At 61.7% G+C, this 20,811-nt stretch carries 14 protein-coding genes; 5 read left to right on the top strand and 9 right to left on the bottom strand.

Features of this window, described 5'->3' with window-relative positions; genetic code table 11:
- Nucleotides 1–17 precede the first annotated feature (17 nt).
- Nucleotides 18–1,280, top strand: coding sequence for a homoserine O-acetyltransferase MetX (gene metX / locus PWJ82_RS05445; protein ID WP_274735693.1), 1,263 nt, complete (start codon nucleotides 18–20; stop codon nucleotides 1,278–1,280).
- 30 nt (nucleotides 1,281–1,310) lie between these two features.
- On the opposite strand, the gene PWJ82_RS05440 is transcribed toward metX, so the two are convergent.
- Nucleotides 1,311–2,192, bottom strand: a complete 882-nt coding sequence (locus PWJ82_RS05440) for a hypothetical protein (protein ID WP_274735692.1) — start codon at nucleotides 2,190–2,192, stop codon at nucleotides 1,311–1,313.
- Between the two features lie 626 nt (nucleotides 2,193–2,818).
- Between PWJ82_RS05440 and PWJ82_RS05435 the strand changes: the two genes are divergently transcribed.
- The 4 genes from PWJ82_RS05435 to PWJ82_RS05420 all read left to right on the top strand — a co-directional run bounded on the left by PWJ82_RS05435 (nucleotide 2,819) and on the right by PWJ82_RS05420 (nucleotide 7,213).
- On the top strand, nucleotides 2,819–4,912 hold the full coding sequence (locus tag PWJ82_RS05435) for a hypothetical protein (protein WP_274735691.1): 2,094 nt from the start codon (nucleotides 2,819–2,821) through the stop codon (nucleotides 4,910–4,912).
- Nucleotides 4,893–5,582 (top strand): ABC transporter ATP-binding protein, encoded by a 690-nt coding sequence (locus PWJ82_RS05430; protein WP_274735689.1) that lies wholly within the window; start codon nucleotides 4,893–4,895, stop codon nucleotides 5,580–5,582. Before PWJ82_RS05435 ends, PWJ82_RS05430 begins: the two co-directional genes overlap by 20 nt.
- 68 nt (nucleotides 5,583–5,650) lie before the next feature.
- The gene (locus tag PWJ82_RS05425; RefSeq protein WP_274735688.1) at nucleotides 5,651–6,106 is read left to right on the top strand and encodes a hypothetical protein; all 456 of its coding nucleotides are present in this window, start codon (nucleotides 5,651–5,653) and stop codon (nucleotides 6,104–6,106) included.
- Between the two features lie 21 nt (nucleotides 6,107–6,127).
- A complete protein-coding gene (locus PWJ82_RS05420; protein WP_274735687.1) occupies nucleotides 6,128–7,213 on the top strand; it encodes an alpha/beta fold hydrolase in 1,086 nt (361 codons plus the stop codon).
- A 107-nt stretch (nucleotides 7,214–7,320) separates the two neighbouring features.
- Here PWJ82_RS05420 and PWJ82_RS05415 read toward each other — a convergent pair whose 3' ends face one another.
- From PWJ82_RS05415 to PWJ82_RS05380, 8 genes are all read right to left on the bottom strand, one after another.
- Entirely contained in the window at nucleotides 7,321–13,236 is a 5,916-nt protein-coding gene (locus PWJ82_RS05415) for a S8 family serine peptidase (protein WP_274735685.1), read from the bottom strand.
- A gap of 416 nt (nucleotides 13,237–13,652) precedes the next feature.
- The gene (locus tag PWJ82_RS05410) at nucleotides 13,653–15,134 is read right to left on the bottom strand and encodes an amidase (RefSeq protein WP_274735683.1); all 1,482 of its coding nucleotides are present in this window, start codon (nucleotides 15,132–15,134) and stop codon (nucleotides 13,653–13,655) included.
- Between the two features lie 64 nt (nucleotides 15,135–15,198).
- Nucleotides 15,199–15,918, bottom strand: coding sequence for an FMN-binding negative transcriptional regulator (locus PWJ82_RS05405; protein ID WP_016441824.1), 720 nt, complete (start codon nucleotides 15,916–15,918; stop codon nucleotides 15,199–15,201).
- A gap of 23 nt (nucleotides 15,919–15,941) precedes the next feature.
- Nucleotides 15,942–17,030 carry an FtsX-like permease family protein gene (locus PWJ82_RS05400; protein WP_274735681.1) on the bottom strand — a complete coding sequence of 363 codons (1,089 nt, stop codon included), beginning with the start codon at nucleotides 17,028–17,030 and terminating at the stop codon, nucleotides 15,942–15,944.
- Nucleotides 17,027–17,674 (bottom strand): ABC transporter ATP-binding protein, encoded by a 648-nt coding sequence (locus PWJ82_RS05395; protein ID WP_274735679.1) that lies wholly within the window; start codon nucleotides 17,672–17,674, stop codon nucleotides 17,027–17,029. The genes PWJ82_RS05400 and PWJ82_RS05395 overlap by 4 nt, the downstream gene beginning before the upstream one ends.
- Nucleotides 17,674–18,927, bottom strand: a complete 1,254-nt coding sequence (locus PWJ82_RS05390; RefSeq protein ID WP_274735677.1) for a peptidoglycan-binding domain-containing protein — start codon at nucleotides 18,925–18,927, stop codon at nucleotides 17,674–17,676. Before PWJ82_RS05390 ends, PWJ82_RS05395 begins: the two co-directional genes overlap by 1 nt.
- 58 nt (nucleotides 18,928–18,985) lie before the next feature.
- On the bottom strand, nucleotides 18,986–19,711 hold the full coding sequence (locus tag PWJ82_RS05385) for a hypothetical protein (RefSeq protein WP_274735676.1): 726 nt from the start codon (nucleotides 19,709–19,711) through the stop codon (nucleotides 18,986–18,988).
- 23 nt (nucleotides 19,712–19,734) lie between these two features.
- Nucleotides 19,735–20,442, bottom strand: a complete 708-nt coding sequence (locus PWJ82_RS05380; RefSeq protein WP_274735674.1) for a hypothetical protein — start codon at nucleotides 20,440–20,442, stop codon at nucleotides 19,735–19,737.
- Nucleotides 20,443–20,811 lie beyond the last annotated feature (369 nt).

The following is a 20,811-nucleotide window of genomic DNA, read 5'->3' as shown; positions in this document are numbered from 1 at the left end:
GAAGATCAAGGATTATCATGACGCCCAGCCCCCAGTTCCTCGTGGGACACGCTCCCCTAGACCCGGTCACCGATGCCGAACCTATCGGTGATTTCGATACCGGCTACACCCCCGCTCCCCGCCTCACCGAGCGCCCTACCGGCGCCTGGCTGGAGGGGGATGACCCGGGTGAGCGCCGCTTCGCGGATCTTGGCCCCCTGGAACTGGAGCTGGGCGGCCGCCTGCCGCAGGTTCGGCTCGCCTACGAAACGTGGGGGCAGCTCAATGCGGACCGCTCCAATGCGGTGCTGCTGTGCCACGCGCTCACCGGGGATTCCCACGCCGCGGCGCGCGATGGGCGCAGCGGCTGGTGGAAAGATATTGTGGGCCCGGGCCTGGCCATTGATACAGAACAGTATTACGTCGTGTGCCCGAATGTGCTGGGTGGCTGCCAGGGAAGTACCGGTCCGGCTTCCCTGGCTCCCGATGGCCAGCCCTGGGGCCCGCGTTTCCCGGAAATTACCATGCGGGATATGGCCGCGGCGGAGGCCCGGCTCGCCGACCTGCTCGGGGTGGAGCGCTGGGCTCTGGTGGCGGGTGCCTCCTTTGGTGGCTGCCGCACCATGGAATGGGCGGCGTCCTTCCCGGAGCGGGTGGGTGCCTTCGCGGTGCTCGTGGCGGGCCCGGCCAGCACCGCGGAACATATTGCTTATGCGCACCTGCAAAATCTGGCGATTCGCTTGGATCCGCGCTGGCGCGGCGGACATTATTACGATGCCGAGCCCGATGAGAGTGGCGTGAGCGGCCCGGATGCCGGGCTTGGCCTGGCTCGTGAAATAGCGCATTTAACTTATCGCTGCGCCCCGGAGCTGGCGGCTCGTTTCGACCGCACCCCGCAGGAGGGCGAAGATCCGCTGCGCGGGGGCCGTTACGCCGTACAGTCCTACCTGGATTATCACGGCGCGAAATTAGTGGCGCGTTTCGACGCGAATTCCTACCTGACAATCAGCCAGGCATTTATCACTCACGATATTGGGCGCGGGCGGGGCGGTACCGCGCAGGTGGTGGCGGGGCTGCAGCAGCCGGCGCTCGTCGTCGCCGTTGATTCGGATCGGCTGTTTTATCCGCAGCATATGGCGGACTTGGCCGCGGCTTTGCCCGGGGCGCGCCCGCTCCAGACCGTGCATTCCGCGCACGGTCACGATGGTTTCCTTATCGAAAATAATGAGGTTTCCGCGATTATTGCGGATTTCCTCGCCGAAGTTGCGCCAGCGGATGCGTCAGTGGACGCGGTTCTCTAGCCGCCACCCCGCCCGCTACTCGGAGACTCGTTACTCGCCGAATTGCGTCCAGTCTTCGCCGAGCACGGTGCCGCGCGCGTCGATCATCACGTGCCCGGCTTTGCCGCCCGCGTGCAACCACCCGGTGTAGATGAGGTCCTCGGGCGCGGGGCAGGTGCTTTCACATTCGGGCAGTTCGGCGGCCGCGGCTTTGACCCGGACGAATACTTCCGCGCCTTCCAGCTGCTCAGGCGTCAATCCGATCTGCGCGCCGCGTTCGCGCACGAGGGTGGTGGCGCGGGTGAAGAGCGCGGCGTCGAGCTGGGTGTAGTCGAAAGTGGGGACGCGTTCGAAGCGGAAGGGCCGCGAGGCCGCGAATCCGTAGGGCGTGGTATCGCGCGGCAGGGACCAGGAATAGGTGACCGCGGCGTTATTGCGTTCGCCCACGGGAACGTCAATTTCGAGGCGGCGTTCGCGCACGAGGGCCCGGAACGCTTGCGTGGTACCGGCTTCTTTTTCAATATCGACGACGGCGACACCCAGGTCTTCAGCCCCGCCCGCGAAATAGGAGCGCAATGGGCCCCCGCCCCAGTCTTTGATTTGGGTGGTGACGATGCGGACGGCTTGGGGCGGGTTGAGGAGGGTGGGCAGGAAGGTGCCGCCCAGAAATAATGCGATGCCCGTGAGCACAGCGGTGAGGGTGCGGAGTGGGTGGTCGTGCGCGGCGGCGGTGTTGAGGTAGCGGTAACGCAAATAAATAATGCCACCCAACACGGTGAGTGCGCCGATCACGATGAAGGTGATGTAGAGGGTGCCGTGCCAGTCGTTCATCCAGAGCAGGGTGAGGGCGCCGAGGATGAGTCCGAAGCCGAGTGCGGGTAGCAGCCGGGTGACTGTTTCCCGCAAGCCGGGCTGGCCTTGGGTTGTGGGCACGGGCGGCTCCTCCCTATGTAATGGGCTGTTAGGGGGATTCTACAGAACTCCCCATCCAAAATAACCAATAATCTTATATAACGAAAACCCAAATAGCGAATACATTTCGCTATCAGCTCAAAAGGACGTAGTTCCCTTGAGACTCGCGTACCCATAGAATCCTAAGTGGGGAAAGATTCCAGCTCTCCCCACCGCGCAACGGAGCGCACGCTACCCACCTAGGCAAAATCGCCTTATTGGGTGGTAACAACCGAAACGGAGGTTTCATTATGAAACGGAAAGTAACAGCGGGCTTAGTAGGGATTCTACTAGCTGCCGGAGCAACTACTACGGCAGCTGCTCTCGTCTACAACGGATCAATGTACGGCCAGTACACCGTAACTAACGGGCCGACTATTAGCGTTACCGACAACGCGGACGATGACGAATTTGTATCAGCTTTGTATAAGTATAATGGCGGCACCAGCCAAAATAGCCTTGTCAACAAATCAGGATACAATACCACCGTCACGAAAACAGTTAGCTCCACTATCACCGCTATCAAACCGTGCGTTTCGCAACCCATACCACTACCAATGTCATGTGGAGGTTGGATCTATTAGTGAAACAGCATTTCCCAACCCATTATGAATTTCACTACTAAGCGGCGGTCATTCCCGGCCCTGTTTACCGCGGCCTTATTGAGCGTCATCGCGGTTTTTTCACTGGCTTCCATCGGTGTTGAGCTCCCGTACCGGAACAAGGTAGCTCAGACAAGCGGTCCTATCTACACGACGAGCGAAGATAAAGCCACTTTCGCCTATCGGGTTGATAATACCTTTATCGACTCTCGTCTCGTGAGTGTTCTTTACATGGAACCTTTGCGACCGGATGTCCCTCCACCTCCGGGGCTCAACGCCTGGCCAGCAGCGGGGAGCGCGGCGGTCACCCGCCCCGCTCTCCGCTACCGCGAAACCCTTGAACAACAATTCGGTCCCATTACGGCTGTTATTGATGAGTACGCAGCTCTTGATGATGATCTATTGGTTTACGCACGCCCGGCGAATGTCGGTGATTTTCTAGAACAAGCTCGGATGGAGTCCCGCGTATATTTCGCTTCAGGATTCGCAGTGGACGCGAACAGTACGGATACTGTAGCTATAGGTAGTGTGACATATGAGCATTGGGCCGAGCATCTTCTGCCTCTGGTGATTGTAGTCATCGTCCTACCGATTCTCCTCTACATCCCGGCCTGCCGTAAGAATTTTCAGAGCAACATCGCGCAGGAGCAATTCATTCTTCAATGCGTGGGGGCACGGCGCAGTCACCTCATTCGGCACGCCAGTCCCCGAGTCATTCCCCCAGTATTACTTGGTGGCCTATCGGGTAGTGCCGCGGTCGCCATTCTCATCAGTGGTGCCATTCGCCTACCTTTCACCGGATTCCACTTCCACCCACAGGCATTCCTTCCCCAACTAGGCTGGATCATCCTCGCCTTACTGGTCACACTAGCTGCGCTCGTGCTGTTTTTCTCCTGGCCCCGCCTCACGCTTTCAATGCGCCCAGCACGGCAAAAAAGGAAGCGTCCTCTGCTTGGCCTAGCTCTCTTCACTCTTGGGATTCTTCTGGCAGCAGGATTCCAGTGGTATCTCTGGTGGATTCCCTTGGAACTTGCTTCTGCCGCCGTTCCTATAGGAATTGTTCTGGTTCTACTCGGCCTACCGGCAACTTTCACACTGCTTACCCGTGCCACGGCAAGCCTCGCCACCAGATCCCGCCGGGATCACCTCACTGATCTCACCACCCGCTGGGTTATGCGCCATCCCGAGGTAGCTTCCCGGTCCGGAACCCTCGCAGGCTGTTTCCTCATTATCGGAACCCTATTAATCGCCTGCTTCAACGCGGTCGCGAATACCGATAAGGAGATGCCCCCACTTCCTGAGAACCTCAGTGCAGTTTATTCTTCCCTTGTGTGCCGCCCCAATACACCGGGCTGCCTTGAAAATGCCGCCGCTCATATTCACGCGGCTCGACCCGACGCTGCTATTATCGCCGCCGGCCACGGAATCGGAGTGGTCCCGCTGGAAACCGGGCAGGTTACTCCGGAAAATCTAGAGCTGGTGCTTTCCGATTACCTGGCGCCGTTATACGGAACTCCACAGCCAAACCTCCCTGAAAACATAGACCGCGGCTGGCTCGTCACCCTCGTCGAATCCGATGACCCAGATTCTGGAGAAAAACTCCTCAGCCAGATTCACAGCTTGGATCTGGGCACCCCGATCCCCGCGCTATCCACACCGCTGGGTGAAAATACCCGCGCCCTGGCGCAGATCTACCGCCAGCATTCCACCTGGCTCAGCCTCTTTACGACCTTCGCTTTCGTTTGCGGGCTGCTGGTGGTGTGGCTGAATTTCTCCCGCGAAGCCGAAGCCCAGGCACGGGACGCCGCCGCTATCACGGCACTCACCGGGCAAACCCGCACGGTTGCCCACATCCTCGCCCGGCGCACCCTCGCCACCAATATCGTGACCGGGATCGCGGCCCTCGCGGTCGGCACCTTCCTGGCACGGCAATTCTTACTGCCCGGAACCGGATTTATCCCCTGGGAGTTCATCCTCACCATCGCCGCGATTTACGGCTGTTTCATCGCCGCGCAATCCATTCTTGTGTATCGCCGGCTAACCGCACGGGCCCGCGCGTGGCGCCCGGGAAAGGATCACCATGAGTATTCTGCACTGTGACAACCTCGTCTGCGGCTACACCCACCCGCTGTTCAGCCCCATCACTTTCACCCTCAACGGCGGGGACACCCTCACCGTTATGGGCCGCTCCGGTGTGGGGAAAACAACCCTCCTCACCACGATTCTGGGGATGCATAAACCCATCTCCGGCACCATCGAGGTGACCGACACCAATATTCACCGCCTCCCCTTCAACCGCCTCGCGCGCCTGCGTTCCACAACCATCGGCACCGTTTTCCAGCACGGCGAACTCATGGCCGGATACACCGCCCTCGATAACGTGATGCTTCCGCGCCTGCTGTGGAACCGTCATGATGGCGACGTCGCCACCGAGGCCAGCGAGCTCCTTGGCACCCTAGGTGTCCTTCCCCAAACGATGGCTGAAAACCTCTCCGGCGGAGAACGCCAGCGAGTAGCGCTGGCCCGGGCGCTCATTAATCACCCGCGCCTGCTGGTGGCTGATGAACCGACTGGAGCGCTGGATACTGAGCTGCGCGACGAGGTCCTCAGCCTCATCCTCGATACCGTGCGCGAACGCGATTGCGCCCTGCTACTTGTCACCCACGACCCGAGCATCGCCGCCCGCACCGACCGCACCCTCACCCTCCAGCCGATCCTCCCGCCGAACGCCGAGCTAAAGGAGGCACGTGCTACCGCTGCCGCGGGGTAATCGGGCGTGATAGGTTGTCTCTGAGAACACCGGAGTTCTCATCACTTTCCTCGAGATTGCGGAGAATCATGAAACTCAACCGTGTTCTCGCGATTATTATCCTCATCGGAATCGCGATCGTTATCGGGACAATTCTCTACGCCTCCCAGCTTTACTGGCCCAAGGTTGCCGATGAATACCCTTCAACGCGGTCCGATCTGATCGCCCTGGTTTTCTTCGGAGGATTCCTCCTGCTTCCGCTGCTCGCCTCGGCGCTGTGGGCGACGATGCCACAAACATCCACGGCAAAGAAAGCACTCGGCGCAATCGGATGTATGATTCTTGGAATCTCGGGCTTCGTGATTTTCCGGTGGGGACCGGAATGGATGGATACGCTGCGCGGCTATACCGATTTCCCGGTGTTCTACCGCAGCGTCAATACGATCCCGGAAACAGCTATTGCCCTAGCACCATTCCTCCTGGTCACGCTGGTGACCGCGATCCTGACCTTGCGAAAGACCCGAAGAACACCACGCGGGCGGTAAAATCGAGGAAAAGCCGAAAGGATGAACGTGACTCGAGCCGCCGCACCCCACCACCCCGCGCTCGCGTGGGAACCCGACCTCCTCGGCGCCGGTTACGAACGCCTCACCCTTCCTCTTCCCGACGACGACGAAGGTGCCGTCGTCGCCACCCTTATCCGCGCACTGCCACCCGCGGGCGCGCCTACCCCGAGCTTCGCTTTCCTCGCCATTCACGGCTGGAATGACATGTTCTACCAGTGGGCCCTTGCCGAAGCGGTGACAGCTGCCGGCGGGGCTTTCTACGCAATCGACCTGCGTAAATATGGCCGCTCCTGGGATCCGCAGCGGCAAAGCTACGGCTACACGGACAGCATGCGGGTGTATTTTGCCGATATCGATGCGGCCCTGGCCGCCATGCGCACAGACCTCCCGGCTCGCTTCGGCCCTGCCGCAGCCCAACTCCCCACCATCCTGTACGGGCATTCCACCGGTGGCCTCACCGCCACCCTCTACGCCGGCTCCCGCCGCGGGAAAGATCTGGCTGGCCTGGTGCTTAATTCACCGTGGTTGGATTTGCAGGTGGGAGCGGCCGGGAGCGCCGTCGTCGTACCTGTGGCTGAGCTGGCGGCGCGCACCGCACCGAAAAAACCGCTGCCCGTACACGACCCGGGCTTTTACAGGATGGTGCTCGACGCGTGGCGCCCGGAAGGAATGACGCGGGTGACCGGGGCGCCGGAAGGCACCAGCGATCCGTTTTGGACCACCGGGTGGACGCCGGCCTGGGATATGCGCCCGGATCCCGCGCCGATTCGCGGCGGCTGGCTGCACGCGGTTATCCGGGCGCAGCGGTACGTAGCGCGGAATGTGCGGCTGCGGCTGCCGGTGCTCATGCTCACCGCGGCGCGCAGTATCGTGGCCATCGCGTGGAGCGAGGAACTGCGCGGGGCCGATACCGTTTTGGATGTCGAGCAAATGTGGGCGCGGGCCGCGGAAATTGCCAGCGATGTGCATATCCTGAAATTGGATCATGCCGTGCATGACGTACTGCTCTCCCGGGCGCCGGTGCGCGAAGCCGGATTCGCGGAAATTCGCGAGTTCTGCCAGCGGCAAGTGCGGCGGGCGCGCTAAAGGCAGCATAAGAAAAGGGGAGGCGCCCGGAAAATCCGGGGCCTCCCCTTCCCTTTACCCTGGGCGGGATACTGGCCGGTGGGCCAGCATCCCGCGGGCGCTAGTTATTAGCGGCGGACGATGGGGGTATCAACACCATCCCCGTCCCAGTCACCAACCAGCATCTGGTCACCAGCCCGGCCATAGTAGAGGGTGATATCAGCGTTCCCGCTCTTGAGCGAGTTCGCCACAAACACCTGGTTGCCGCGGCGTACCGCGAAGGTATCCTTACCGTCACCATCCCAGTCACCAACAAAGATCTGGTCACCGGCCTTGCCGTAGGAGAAGGACGTTTCCGCCTTGCCGCCCGTGAGGGTGTTATTCACGAAGAACACATTCCCACGCTGCACCGCGAAGGTATCCTTGCCATCCCCATCGAAATCACCGGCCAGCAGCACGTCGGCCTCGCGGCCGAAGCTGAATACCTGGTCGGCATCCCCGGAACGGATCGAGTTGAGGACGAATACCTGGTTGCCACGGCGCACCGCGAAGGTATCCTTGCCATCCCCATCCCAGTCACCGACCACGATGGTGTCATCGGCGCGCCCGAAGGAAATCACTTCATCGGCCACGCCTCCGGTGAGGCTGTTCTGGATGAAGATCTGGTTACCGCGGCGCACTGCCAAGGTTTCCTTGCCGTCACCATCCCAGTCACCGATGAGGACCTGATCTGCGGCTCGCCCGTAGGAGAAGACCTGCTGGGCAACCGTGGAGACCCAATCATTGGACAGGTAGAACACGTTCCCGGTATCACTCGGCTTGCCCGGTTCGGGGGCCGGCGTGCCGGGCGTACCCGGCGTCGGGTTCGGCGCAGGGGTCGGGTTCGGCGCAGGCGTCGGCTCCGGGGTACCCGGCGTGCCCGGCTCACCCGGAGTGGGAGACGGCGCCGGAGCGCTCTCCTGAGTCACCGTAACCGTGACACTCTTGGTGACGGCAGCCCCGGCAGCATCGGTGGCAATGAGGGTCACCGTATTCTCGCCCGGGTTGAGCACCGTGCCCGGTGCCAGGGTGAGAGCGGTATCGCCCGCAGCCCCGGCTGCGCCGTCGTCCTTCACCGTGTACTTGGCGAGTACCTCGGCGGCCAGTGCTTGCCGGTCAAGAGCGCCGGCGGGCGCCGTGAGTTCCACGGTGTCCGGACCCTCGATCACGGGCAGGCTGTCCTTCGTGAAGGAGATGGACTGCGCGGTGGAATTACCGGCCAGGTCGGTGCCTTCCACCGTGAGGGTGTAGGTACCGGCCGGCAGCGCGGCGGTTTCCACGGTGTAGTTGAGAGCGGTCGCAGCCTCACCGGCGGTATCGCCGGCCGCTGCGTCGTCGGCAACCGGAGCATCGGCCTCAGCCATAAGCCCGGCCGCGTCCTTCACGCCCGCAACCACGCGTGCGGCGTCGTTCTTATCCGCCACACCGTTAGCATCAACCTGCACGGCCTTCGCGGCATCCGCACCGTTCGCACCCGCGTCGTTTCCGCCACCGAAGTAGGTCTTAACGTCCACGAGGCTGTCCTCAACGCTCTGGCCGAGCAGGCTCGCATCGGTGCTCTGCTCGCTGAGCACGTCCCCGTTGAGGAGCACGCGCGCGGCCTTGAGGTTGGGGTCGGTCACGCTGGTGGCAATGGCAGCGCCGTCGCGAATAACCGCGCCGTCCGTGCCGTTGATGCTCACCGCCGGGCCGTCCTTATCCACCACCACGGGGATGGTGTTGAGCAGGGTATTGCCCATTCCGTCACCGAATTGCACGAGGACCGTATCGCCGTCCGCAACCGGGAATGCCTGGTTGAAGCTGCGGGTATTGGTCTTGGTGCCGCCCACGGTGTGGTCGATAATGCTGCGCACCACCGAGCCGTTGATCTTCAGTTCGTAACCCCAAGCATCATCGGAGGCGGTACCCGCGAAGGTGACCTCATCCGAATTCGCGTAGAGCACGCCGTTATACAGGGTCGGTTCCGTGAAGGACACCTTGGGGTACCCGGTATCCCAGAAGACACGCAGGATGGTATCCATACGAACCTTGCCCGCGGTATCGGTCACCTTCATGTGGAAGGCGTTAATACCGGTGGTCACCGGCACCGCGGCTTCGAAGGTGCCATCGGCCTGCACGTTCACGTTAATCGCTTCCGGAACAACGTAGTCGCCGGCCTCGTTCACGGTCACGCGCGGCTGAAGCACAAAGGCGGAGACGCCCTGCGCCTTACCGCGCAGCACCAGCTTGCCGTCCGCCGTCTTTTCCGCGGTGGACATATCCGGTAGGCAGGTGGTGCCGAAGCATTGCACATTCGTGAAGGTAGGTGCTTGGTACGACGACGTATCTTCCGCCACGACCTCCCGGCCTTCGTAGGTGACCGTTTCGGTGGTGGTATTTCCGCCATCGGAGGCCACCACGGTGGCGCTGACGGCATCAGCTTCCGGGGTGAAGGTAGTGGTGAAGCCACCGGTGGCATCCACCTCAACGGCCTTGCCGTTGATCTTGACAGTGAGGGTAGCGCCGGCGCGCTCATCACGCACATTACCGGTGATCGTGACGGAACCGTCCTCGGCCACCGGCTGCTTGCCGCCGGCATTGAGGGAGGTAATCGCCACGCTCGGGGCCACCGAATCGTAGGTGACGGTCAGCACCGTGCGGGTGATTTCGCGGCCGTTATCACCGTAGGCAACCACGGGGATATTCTGGGTGCCTTCGGTCAGCGCAACCTGGGCACCGAAGAGTCCCCCACTGAGCTCCGCATCCGCACCGGCCACGCTCACGCGGGCCACCGCATCGGAAGCCAGGCCGAAGACGGTCAGCTTGCCATCCTTGACAAGGCTGTGATTCGGGGTGAAGACCTCGGTGTTGTACTTCTTCAGGTTCGGGATCTCAATGGCATTCGCGCCCAGCACCTTGGTGACCATGGTGGTATTCATACCCAGGTCGCCCACGGTGACCACAACGTAGGAAACGCCCTCGGGAAGCACCACTTCGAAGGAAGAATCGGAATTCTTGGTGACCGGCTTGATCTGGCCGCCCTTATCCGTTTCCACAATCGGCGAGGAGAAAATCCCCGAGCCGGTTTCGGTCACGGTGAAGGGCAGGATCTTCTGTCCATCACGCTCGAAGGGTTCACCCACGGAAACTTCGGGGGCAACGGTATCCACGCCGAAGGGCATATCGAGGGTCTGCCAGTCGAAACGATCACCCAGGCGCGCCTTGACGCGGTAGGTGTAGCGCCCATCCGGAATCGCCTTGAAGCTCGCGCTGGCCGCATCCCACACCGTGCCATTGAAAGCGTGGCTGCGGTAGGGCTGCGCAATATTCTTCGTGCCGAGGGCAGTACCCGCGATCTGGCGAGAGAGTTCCTGTTCCTCACCCACGCGCGTTACGAGCTTGCCGGCCGCATCGTAGATTTCGAACTGGGCTTCTTCCGCGTTACGCAGTTGCGTCAAATTCGGGACAACCGTATCAGCGCTATTGTCCTTATTCGGCGAGAGCCAGAATTCCCCGAAGATATTGTTCTTCATGGGGAGGGTCATCCCGAAGAGCGTGGTGGTCAGCTGGGAGGTGGAGGTATTTCCCTCACCCCAGGTCTGACCCGGTGCCACGAAAATGGGTTCGGCGTTCCAGTCCCCGGCGAAGCCAAGGTAGGGCACCTTAATATCCGGAGTATCCTGCACGCCGGCGAGCACCGCCCAGCCTTCCACGAAGTGGTTACCCTTGCTCGGGGTGAGCGTGAAGGTGACCTGGGTGGTTTCCCCGGGCGCCACGGTGAGGACCTTACGGTCCGCCGTCAGCGTTTCCTTGGAAATGAAAGTGGAGGTGATGTCGTTAGCGTTATTCGTTTCGTTGACGACTTCCTGACGCGGAATCGCGTAAGCCGCTTCCTTATCGCCGTGATTGGTGAGGGTCACGGTGAAGGACACCGGCCCGTTCACCTGGCCCAGAGCCACCGAATTAGCGCCGTCCACGCGGGCGTGCACCTGGGAGGCCAGAGCGTGATCCACGCGCACCAAACCGGCGCCGATCTGGCGCGGGGCGTAAGGAACACCGTCGTGCCGCGGAATCTCCGCGGTGTTCATGAGCAGCGTTTCCGCCAGGCTGAGGCGATCCGCCCGGGACATATCCGGGAAGCGCTCCCCGAGAACCTGAAGCACGCTGGCCATGGAACCGGCCACGTTCGGGGCGGCCATGGAGGTACCGGACATCGAGCCGTAGGTATTGGAATTCAGCGTGGAGTAGACGTTACCGCCCACACCCGAAATATTCGGCTTGAAGTCCAGGTTGGAGGTCGGGCCCCAGGAGGTGAAGCTGGAGGGAGCACCGGCCGTGGCCGAGGGCGTGGTCCGGGCTTCATCCGTGAGGGCGATAGTGACCGGGGTGCCGGCCTTGATCGCCTCCACGAGGCGCAGCGCGTCGGAGCGGAACATCACGCCACCGGGGAAGGTGTATTCGTCAATACCGCCCATGGAGATCATGGAATCCCCGCCGGCTTCGTGGTTGTAGATAATCACACCGGCCGCACCGGCCTTTTGCGCATTACCGAATTTCTCCCCGAAGGTGATGCCGCCGCGCTCAATCAGAGCGTATTTACCGGCGGTACCTTCCGGGAATTCTTCCGGCTTACCGGTTCCGGCGGCCACCGCTTCGCGGGCCACATTATCCGGCTTGCCGGTGGCAAGTTCGTAGAAGAGATCTTCGGATGCGCCGTTCACGGTCACACGAGCGACCGAGCGAGTTTCAAAATTATTGTCAATCGAGGCAACCGAAAGCGTGGCATCATGAGCCGAAGGCGAGCCGATCACGCCGTCGTCCCATTTACCAAACATATCGTCTTCGGTACCGCTCGGCGAGAAGTTGAGCCCGGAGTTACCGGCGGAAATCACCGCAAGCACGCCCTTGGCTCGGGCTTCTTCAATAGCCAGGCCCGCACCGTTGGAGTATCCAAAACCGTTATCGGAGCCCAGCGAGAGGTTAATAACGTCGGCACCCAGCTTCACGGAATCTTCAATGGCGGCAATAATATCGCCGTCGGCCGCGCCGCGTGAACGCGCCGGGTCATTGGAGAAGACCTTCATCGCCAGCAGCTGGGCATTGGGGGCCATACCTTCCACCCGACCGGCGGTCGCAAAGGTTTGCCCTTCATCCAAGCCATTCGCCGCGGCAATACCGGCCACGTGCATACCGTGCATGGACGAAGTGGTATCGACGATCTCGAAATTATCATCGGCGTAGTTGTAACCGTTGGGAACCTTACACGTGAAAGCGGGGTTCGCAGCGGTGTTAATATTCTTAATCTTCGCGGTATCGCAATTGTCGATGCGCATATCGCGGTGAGTCGGGTCGATACCCGTGTCCACAATCGCAATAACCATACCGGTGCCATCCGCGCCGGCATCAGCCAGGGCCGCGGGTGCACCCTGCATATCGCGCGAGGCATCTTCGAGGGGCACATTTTCCTGCGGCTGCGTTGCGAGGGTGCCCTGTGCGAGGGAACCCGTGGCAGCCGCGTTCTGAGCGAGCGCGCTCTGGGCGACGGCGCGGGAAATATCGGCCGCACGCTCGGTCGCGGCAACGTTCGTCGTCTGGTAGACGCGCTCACGCTTGACCGAGGCCACCGCGGCTTCCGCTTCCAGAGCCGCCATCTTATCCGCCGGCATCGTCGCGGCGAAACCATTGACGAGGTAGCCGAACTGGCGCTCAAGCTGCAGACCGTACTTCTCCGACCACTGTGCCACCAGGTCGTCCTGTGTGGCCAGGCTCTGCGCCTCACCGGCATCGCTGCCCAGGCGCGACCGGTCCTTGAGGAGCACAATAACCCGCACCCGTTCAGTGGAGCCCTGCAAATCCTGGAAGGCAGCCAGTTCGGGGTTATCGGGAGAGAAGAGACCGGCGAAAGCGCCGGCGGGATTCGACGGCGCTGGCTGATCCGCAGCGAGCGCCGGAGTAGTGAGTACGCTTAAGGCGAGCGCAGCCGTGACGGATAATCCGCCCAGGCGGCGCCAGTTAAAACCTGTCACACCTTCTCCTAACTTCGTGACGGGAGGGATCCCGTCGGGGAATCCGGTGATGTCATTCCTGCACGGCGGCCAGGGTTCGGGCAGAGTTGGGACGACGGCGCACGCGGCGCATCCTCCCCACCCCGCCGCGCATATCTACCAACCAGTGGAGAAGTTATGCACCCCTCCCGCTCAGCCTCTCACCCTTGAGCGATAGACCGGCAGTGCGTGACGCGTGGGAATACCGGATGCGGGCTATCATCGCAAAGAATGGTGCGCATCCGCCCAGAGCGTCCACAACGTGAACACTCCCGTTAGGGCGTTGATATTTATGCGCCTAAAATTCGGGGTGCGGAGGCGGGCACGGCGGCGCCGCGCAGAGCGTGCCGCGCGGAAGATCCCACGCGGCACGCCACCGCGCGTTCACGGCGCACCCGTTACTGGCGCGGCTGCCGGATAAGCGGCCAGGGATCCAAGGTTTCCAGGGCAGCCACAATGGAGAGCAGCAGCTGTTCTTCCCCGAAGCGGGTGGCACCCACGTGCACCCCGAAGGGCAACTCTATGCCGTCCACTTCCGCCCGGTGGATCGGGATGGCTACCGCGGCCGGCCCGAACATATTCCAGGAACTGGTCCACGGGCTCACAATGCATTGGCGCCGGAAATCTTCAGCCGGATCATCCGGGCAGCACACCCAGGCCGGATCGGCCGGCGGGGTGCCGAGCGCCGGACTCACAATCACGTCATAATTCGCGAAAGCCTCCCCCATGCGCCGGGCAATGGCGTACATTCCCTGCAAGCCATCCATGAGCTGCGGCGCGGACGCTTCCCGCCCGCGAGCGCGCAGCCACCGGCTCATCGGGGTGAGGAGTTCCTCGCATTCGGCCGGGAGCGGAATGGCAGCCGCGCCCGCCTGCCAGATCGGCATAAAGGATTGCCAAGCTTCAGGCCCGAAGGGCCGCGCAATCTGCTCCACCCGCGCACCCATAGCGCGGAAATCTTCCGCAGCCCGCGCCACGGCCTCCAGGCAGGCGGGATGGATCTCAGTATCAACATTGAGCGGTTCGGTGAGCACCCCGACCCGCAGGTCAGCCAGGGCGAGGGCGCGGCTGCGCGCTTGCGGCCCGCAGCCGAATTCCGCATCCAGGGTGGCCAGGTAGTCCCCCGCTCCCGGGTAGGGGCTCCAATCCCCGGGCCGGCGCCGCGCAATAATATCGAGCCCGGCTGCCAAATCGCGGGCGGTGCGAGCCAGCACCCCGGCGGTGGCCAGCCCGCTATCGGAGAAGAAGGAGGACCCGGGTCCGGGGGAGACCAGCCCGCGGCTGGGTTTGATGCCAAGTACCCCGCAGTGCGCGGCGGGAATGCGGACCGAGCCGCCGCCGTCGTTCCCGTGCGCGATGGGGACCACGCCGGCCGCAACCGCCGCGGCCGCTCCCCCGGAGGATCCACCGGCACTACGGGCCAGGTCCCAGGGGGTGCGTGCCGGTGTGAGGCCGGCCGGTTCGGTGTAGCCGACGAAGCCGAATTCCGGGGTGGTGGTTTTTCCGATGGTTACGGTGCCGGCGTCCAGGATGGACTGGGCTACCCCGCCGGTGGTGGTGGCAATATTTCCGCGCATGGCCCGCGAGCCGTATTCGGTGGGCAGGCCGGCCACGTCGTCGAGGTCTTTGATGGGGAAGGGCACCCCGGTGAGCGGCCCGCCTTTGCCCTCTTTCAGTTGCGCGGCGGCGGCATGAGCTTGGCGCAGCGAGAATTCTTCCGCGATATGCGTGAATGCACCCACCGCGGCGCCGCGGCTGCGGGCGCGCTCCAGTACCCGTTCGGTATGCGCAACGGGGTCTAGGCGGCCGGTGCGCATGAGCCGCGCCAGCTGCACGGCAGAAAGATCCAGGGGGTCCACGCTGTCCTCAAGAAATGCCATGCTCACAGTGTACGTGAGATAGGGCACGTTTGCCGCCGCGAGCGGGTTATTCGGTTGCCGTGGTTTATTCGGTTTCCGTGCGGGCTCGTGCGGCCCAACGGCCGTGTTTCGCCCGCTCCACGGCTTCTGCACGCGCCGCGGCAGTGGGGATGGCTAGGTTTTCCATGAGCTCGGCTATCTGCGTGGATGCGCTCTTGTCACGACGCCGCCGCAAGTTGGCCGCGGTGGCAGCAATTTCCTCCGCGGATAAGTTCTGGGAGAGCTTGGCCTTGCCAATAATCTCCGTAACTTTAACATCCACGCCCACGATGGCGCGCAGCATGCGCCGCAGCTGGTCCGGCCGCGCGTGGGTATCCGGACGCCAGGTACCTCCGTGGTGAGCAATTTCGTGGGCGTCAACCAGTTCGCGCAGGGTGGGGATGAGCCAGGCGGGATCCTCGTGGATAGTGAGTTCGCCGCGTAGGTGCACGGTGAGGTAATTCCAGGTGGGAACCCGAGCCAGCGGCGCATCGTCCGGGCCGGGTGGCATATCGGAGGGCGATATATAGGTATTCGGGCCGGTCACCACCATGAGGCAAGGTCCGGTATCGGCTGCCTGGGGATTAATACGTGCCATATGGCTGTGGAGGTGAAGGGTGCCGGCGTCGTCGTAAAAAATATTAAAAGGAAGGAGTGTGGCATCCAGGCCGCGCGGGCCGGCCGTTATTAATTCTCCCACCCCGATTTGGGCAGCTAGTTCCACCGCACGTTCCGGTTCCAACGCAAAACGACTCGCCACGTACATGACAGCCAGTGTAATGCGCGCGGCTACGGCGTGCGCATGACCTCCACCGGGTCACGGTAGGCAGCGAAAATCGCCGGGGGAATGCAGGCGAGCAGCGCCACGAGCACCGCGAGCACCCCCACCGCCACCGAAAAATCGAGGGCGACCGGATTGCCACTCAGCCGGCAATAAGCCCAGGCCGCGGCTATTCCCAGCGCGGTGCCGCCCACAGCCGGGTAGGCGATACGCGCGATCACCAGGGCCACCAGCCCGCCGCGGGTGATGCCGAGGGTGCGGCGCCGGCCCAGGTCGCGGCGGCGGATCAGCACATCGGCCAGCACCACCGCGGCGATGAAGAGCGCCCCCACCCCGAGAATGAGGATGAGGAGGGCGCGGCCCATGCCCGCGACCTGCCCGGTCACGGCCACGCCCTGTTTCGCTTGGCTGACGGAACTGCGGATAATGAGTTTGGTGGGGTCGAAATCACCGATGGCCGCGAGTGCAACATCGGTAACCGCGCCAATATTTTCGACGTCGTTGGCCAGCGCGGTCACCCGCACGTAGGCGCCCGAGCCGCCCCCGGCCAGAAGGTAATTATCGAGGTCCTCAAATCCGCCGCCGGGTGTGAAGGAGCCGACCACGGCCCATTGCCGCCCGCCGCGCGATTCCACGTAGCCGCTGGGGAAGGCCAGGCGCAGCTGCGGCAGCATGGCCTCGGGCACGATCGCTTCCCCCGGACCGGGATAACGCCCAGCAGTTAATGTAATTATTTTCGAGATGTCGCCACCGGTTTCCACCAGGGCGAATAACTGGGAGGCCGGGCCGAGCGGCCCATTGACCACGTCCACCGTGCTCCGGTATCCCACTACCCCGGCCACCCCGGAGGTACCGTGCAGGGTTTCCAGGAATGCTTCGGGGAGCAGCCCGGCGTTATTCTGGTCAATGAGGGTGAGCTGGCGGGCTTGGGGGCCGGTGAGCTGGCGGTGCAGCTCGGCTTCGGTGGCGGCCTGGCGGCCCACCGTCACTAAGGACGCCGCGCACATCACCCCGAGCACCAGGGCCACCAGAATGGTGGTAACCAGGGCCCCGCGCGCATTTTTCGCGCCTTCGCGTAGCAGAACAGCGAATTTCATAGCCGCACCACCTCGTCTGCCGCATTGACCACCGTGGGATCGTGGGTGGCAATAATGACACTGCATCCAGATTCCGCGGCCTGGCGTAAGGCGCCGAGCACGAGGTTGGCATTATCCGGGTCGAGGTTTCCGGTTGGTTCGTCGGCCAGGATGAAGGTGGGGGAATTGACGAGGGCGCGGCAGACCGCCACGCGCTGGGCCTGCCCGCCGGAGATTTGCCCGGGCCGGTGGTCGGCGCGGTGCTCCAGGCCCAGGCCGGCCAGGAGTTCGCGGGCGCGGGTGCGGGTGGCGGCCAGCGAATGGCCCGCGTAAAGCCCGGGTTCCATCACGGAATCGAGCACGGGCCGGGTGGGGTCAAGTTCGGAATCTTGGAAAACGAAGCCGATGCGGCGGGCGCGCAGGCGCGAGCGTTCCCGGTCGGTAAGCTCGCTGGCGGCGGCGCCGTCGATAAGGACCTGCCCGGAGCTGGGCGTGAGGGTGAGCCCGAGGAGGTAGAGCAGGGTGGATTTGCCGCGCCCCGAGGCCCCGGTCACCGCGGTAATGGCGGCGGGGGCGAAAACGTGGGTGAGGCCGTCGAAGAGTTCTTCGGCGCCTTTCCGATAGCGGAAGCGCAGCTCACGGGTGGCGATGCCAGGCGCGTCCATTACTTCGTGCTTTCCGGGCTCGGGGTGGCTTCGGTTTCTGCATCTGCGCTAGGGTCGGTTTCCGTGCCTTCGCTAGTGTCCGTGCCTGAATCTGCGCCGGGGCCGGTTTCTGAACCTTCGCGGGATCCGGTATCAGCGCCGGAACCACCGGGGGTGTCGGAACCACCAGACGTACCGGACCCACCGGGCACGCCGGCCTTCTTTGCGTCGGCCAACGCATACACGCTTTCTCCGGCCCGCACTCCCTCAACTACCGCCAGGCCGCCGGCCACGGTCTGAACCGTGACGGTGCGGGGCGCGGCCTCCCCCACGACCCTCACGCTCACGGTCCCATCCGGCATGGTGGATAGCGCGGAGACCGGCACGGTAGGCCCGGTCACCGCGGGCACGATCTCAATATCTGTAAGGAGATAGGCTTTTTGGCTCGCCGGTAATTCCCCGCACCGAGTGCCGCACAGCAGCCCGCCGTCTTCCGCGGTAACAGGGACCTTGACCTGGCCCCCTTCTGTTTCCTCCGGCTCACCGGTAATACCGATGAGGGGCTGTTCACCCAGCTTGACGCGAATACCCATTCCCGGCTGAATCATGGCCTGCTGTTCGCGCGTGATTTCCATATAAAAACTGGGCGTTCCTGACACCGAGTTAATAATATTTTCACTTCCGGTCAGGGCCGCACCGGGCCAGGCAATACTGCGGTCCAAGGTGAGCGCAGCTGGTAGTTGCGGCACTGCCACAAGTTCTCCCAGGCCGACGACGCCGCTCTGTTCCTGCCCGCGCGCTTTTTGCCACGCTTTCGTTGCCGCGGTGGTGGCGGGGCCAAATTTCCCATCTGCCACGGTTCGCGAATAACCGAGGGTGGCAAGGAGCCGCTGGTATTGGGAGACGTCCTCACCTTCAGTTCCTTCGGCGAGGGGCCGCCAGAAGGGGGTGGAACCTTCTGCCGCGATTACCTCGGTATTTCCGACGGTGTAGAGGGTGTCTCCGGCGTGGAATTCTCCGTCTGCGGCAACGGAGGTGATGGTGCCGTTGAGCTGGTTGACGGCAACCGGTTGTGCCGCGCGTTCTACTGTGGTGGAGAGTGTGAGGGTGCGGCCAATATTTTGCTCGGTTACGGTGACGGTCATTGTCTCCGCTCCCGTTTGGGTGATCCGCTCCGGGGATTTCAGGGTGGTGCGGCCCGCCCAGAATGCTAGTGCCGCCACGAGGAGGAGCGCTATCACGCCTACGAGGATCTGAGTTATTTTCTTGTTCATGGCAGCACGCCTTTCGTGGTAGCCACGCGCTTACACGTGAATGGTAAACATCATGGGGTTATTTTATTCCATAGAATTCTGTGGCGGGAGGAGTCTCCGGGCAGATTTTCCATACCTCTACCGGGATTTTGAATCCGAGAGAACCGCCGTTATCCGGCCACCAGCGGTGCTCCGGATCGGTATGGAACTTAGCAACATAGGTTTCCCGAGCGGGACGTTTGGAGATATCAACCTTATAACCATGCGCGGCGAGGCAGGGAATATAGTATTCATCCCAGTAATCCCATATCACTCGCAATTGATCTTCCGACCAGTTGGTAAGAAATTCCGGATTGAGGAAATACATCGCATTGCATTCGTAACTAGCTAATTTATATGCCTGCTCTTGCGATTCTGGAATACTCCCATTGGAAGCGATCCCACCTTTGGGATTGACGTGGAATCCAAAACCCTTGTTGGTCAAACACTCAGCCATTTTGATGTCCGACTGTTCCGATGACTCTTGCCATTCAACCAAAGGAACATCGGGAGGATCGTCAATTCCCAAAAACTCCGCATCACGTTTCAACCATCGTTCTCGAAAGGCGAGCTTCTCCTCCTCGGTGGTGTAGCGGGGCGAGATCTTGATCTTCGCTTTCCAGGTATTCGGATCCCATTCGGATGCTTGGGCTACAGCGGTGCCGTGACTGGTTGCGCCGGCACTTCCAGAACCGGAACCACCCGCGGCGCAACCGCCCACTGCCATGAGTAGCAAACTAAAGACAGGTACAATCCTGTACTTCATGCGACACCTCTATCCGCTGCGCATCAATTGATCCCGTAAAATTCTGTAATTGGCGGTCTTTCGGGACAAACTTTCATAACTTCCGGCGTGATTCGGAAAGAAAGCTCACCCTTATTATCCGGCCACCAGCGATGCTCAGCATCAGAGTAAAACGTCGTAGCATACGTTTCCCGAGCCGGACGCTCGGACGTATCAACAACAAAACCATGCGCTGCCAAGCAGGGAATATAGTATTCATCCCAATAATCCCACTGCACCCGCAACTGATCCTCGGTCAAATTCGCAAGAAACTCGGGATCGAGAAAGTATTTCGAATAACACTCGTGTGTCGCCAAGTTAAAAGATTCGTTTTGTGCTTCGGGAACAGCTGGATCAAACAAGAGGCCGCCTTGGGGGCGAGCATGAGCACTGAATCCCTTAAGCCGATAACACTCGGCGAGTTTTTCATTGCGTTCCTGCGATACGTTTTGCCACGCAACAAGAGGAATATCCGGGGGATCAGAAAGCCCCATGGATTTCGCATTCCTCCGTAACCACTGGTCCCGAAAAGCGAACTTCTCATTCTCCGTGGTGAATTTAGGAGGAATCTCTATGTCAGAGGTCCAAGAATTAGGATTCCATTCGGAGGAAGCCGTTGTTCGAGCATTTTCAGCTCCTCCAGAACCTTCGCCTGCGCAGCCACTAATCGGGATCAGCACAGCGACTACTAAACAAACAAAAATTCTCTTCATCGAGCCTCCCCGCTAAATCGAGTGGGTGGCGAGGGGACCTCCCGCGCCACCCACTACAGCACTCAGAACTACTTACCAGTCAATTGGGGTGCAAGTAGCGTGAGTAGGTGCTCGAAGCAGTTCCTCCGCAGAAGCCCTCCAATTACCATTGAAATAACGGGAAACAACACTGGCGCTCAAGCTTTCATCACTAGAATAAAGCGTCTCCCCACGCACCGAAATCCTCATGATTTCGTACGTCTGTTGTTCCGCATACACGGTCAAGTCCTGGTTAGTGGTGTATCTGTGTTCTCGAATCATGATTGTCATTGTCTGGTTTCGATACTAATAAGGACTGGATATCAGACACAGGTCAAGCAATAATTTCCT

Origin of the sequence: Actinotignum schaalii (assembly GCF_028864145.1) — a bacterium.
Classification (GTDB): Bacteria; Actinomycetota; Actinomycetes; order Actinomycetales; family Actinomycetaceae; genus Actinotignum; species Actinotignum schaalii_B.
This window is presented reverse-complemented; position numbering and strand designations above follow the sequence as displayed.

What these genes read in the sequence shown, in the direction of transcription:
- metX (WP_274735693.1), top strand. Translation starts at nt 18, where the DNA reads ATGACGCCCAGCCCCCAGTTCCTCGTGGGACACGCTCCCCTAGACCCG.
- PWJ82_RS05435 (WP_274735691.1), top strand. Translation starts at nt 2,819, where the DNA reads ATGAATTTCACTACTAAGCGGCGGTCATTCCCGGCCCTGTTTACCGCG.
- PWJ82_RS05430 (WP_274735689.1), top strand. Translation starts at nt 4,893, where the DNA reads ATGAGTATTCTGCACTGTGACAACCTCGTCTGCGGCTACACCCACCCG.
- PWJ82_RS05425 (WP_274735688.1), top strand. Translation starts at nt 5,651, where the DNA reads ATGAAACTCAACCGTGTTCTCGCGATTATTATCCTCATCGGAATCGCG.
- PWJ82_RS05420 (WP_274735687.1), top strand. Translation starts at nt 6,128, where the DNA reads ATGAACGTGACTCGAGCCGCCGCACCCCACCACCCCGCGCTCGCGTGG.
- PWJ82_RS05410 (WP_274735683.1), bottom strand. Translation starts at nt 15,134, where the DNA reads ATGGCATTTCTTGAGGACAGCGTGGACCCCCTGGATCTTTCTGCCGTG.
- PWJ82_RS05405 (WP_016441824.1), bottom strand. Translation starts at nt 15,918, where the DNA reads ATGTACGTGGCGAGTCGTTTTGCGTTGGAACCGGAACGTGCGGTGGAA.
- PWJ82_RS05400 (WP_274735681.1), bottom strand. Translation starts at nt 17,030, where the DNA reads ATGAAATTCGCTGTTCTGCTACGCGAAGGCGCGAAAAATGCGCGCGGG.
- PWJ82_RS05395 (WP_274735679.1), bottom strand. Translation starts at nt 17,674, where the DNA reads ATGGACGCGCCTGGCATCGCCACCCGTGAGCTGCGCTTCCGCTATCGG.
- PWJ82_RS05390 (WP_274735677.1), bottom strand. Translation starts at nt 18,927, where the DNA reads ATGAACAAGAAAATAACTCAGATCCTCGTAGGCGTGATAGCGCTCCTC.
- PWJ82_RS05385 (WP_274735676.1), bottom strand. Translation starts at nt 19,711, where the DNA reads ATGAAGTACAGGATTGTACCTGTCTTTAGTTTGCTACTCATGGCAGTG.
- PWJ82_RS05380 (WP_274735674.1), bottom strand. Translation starts at nt 20,442, where the DNA reads ATGAAGAGAATTTTTGTTTGTTTAGTAGTCGCTGTGCTGATCCCGATT.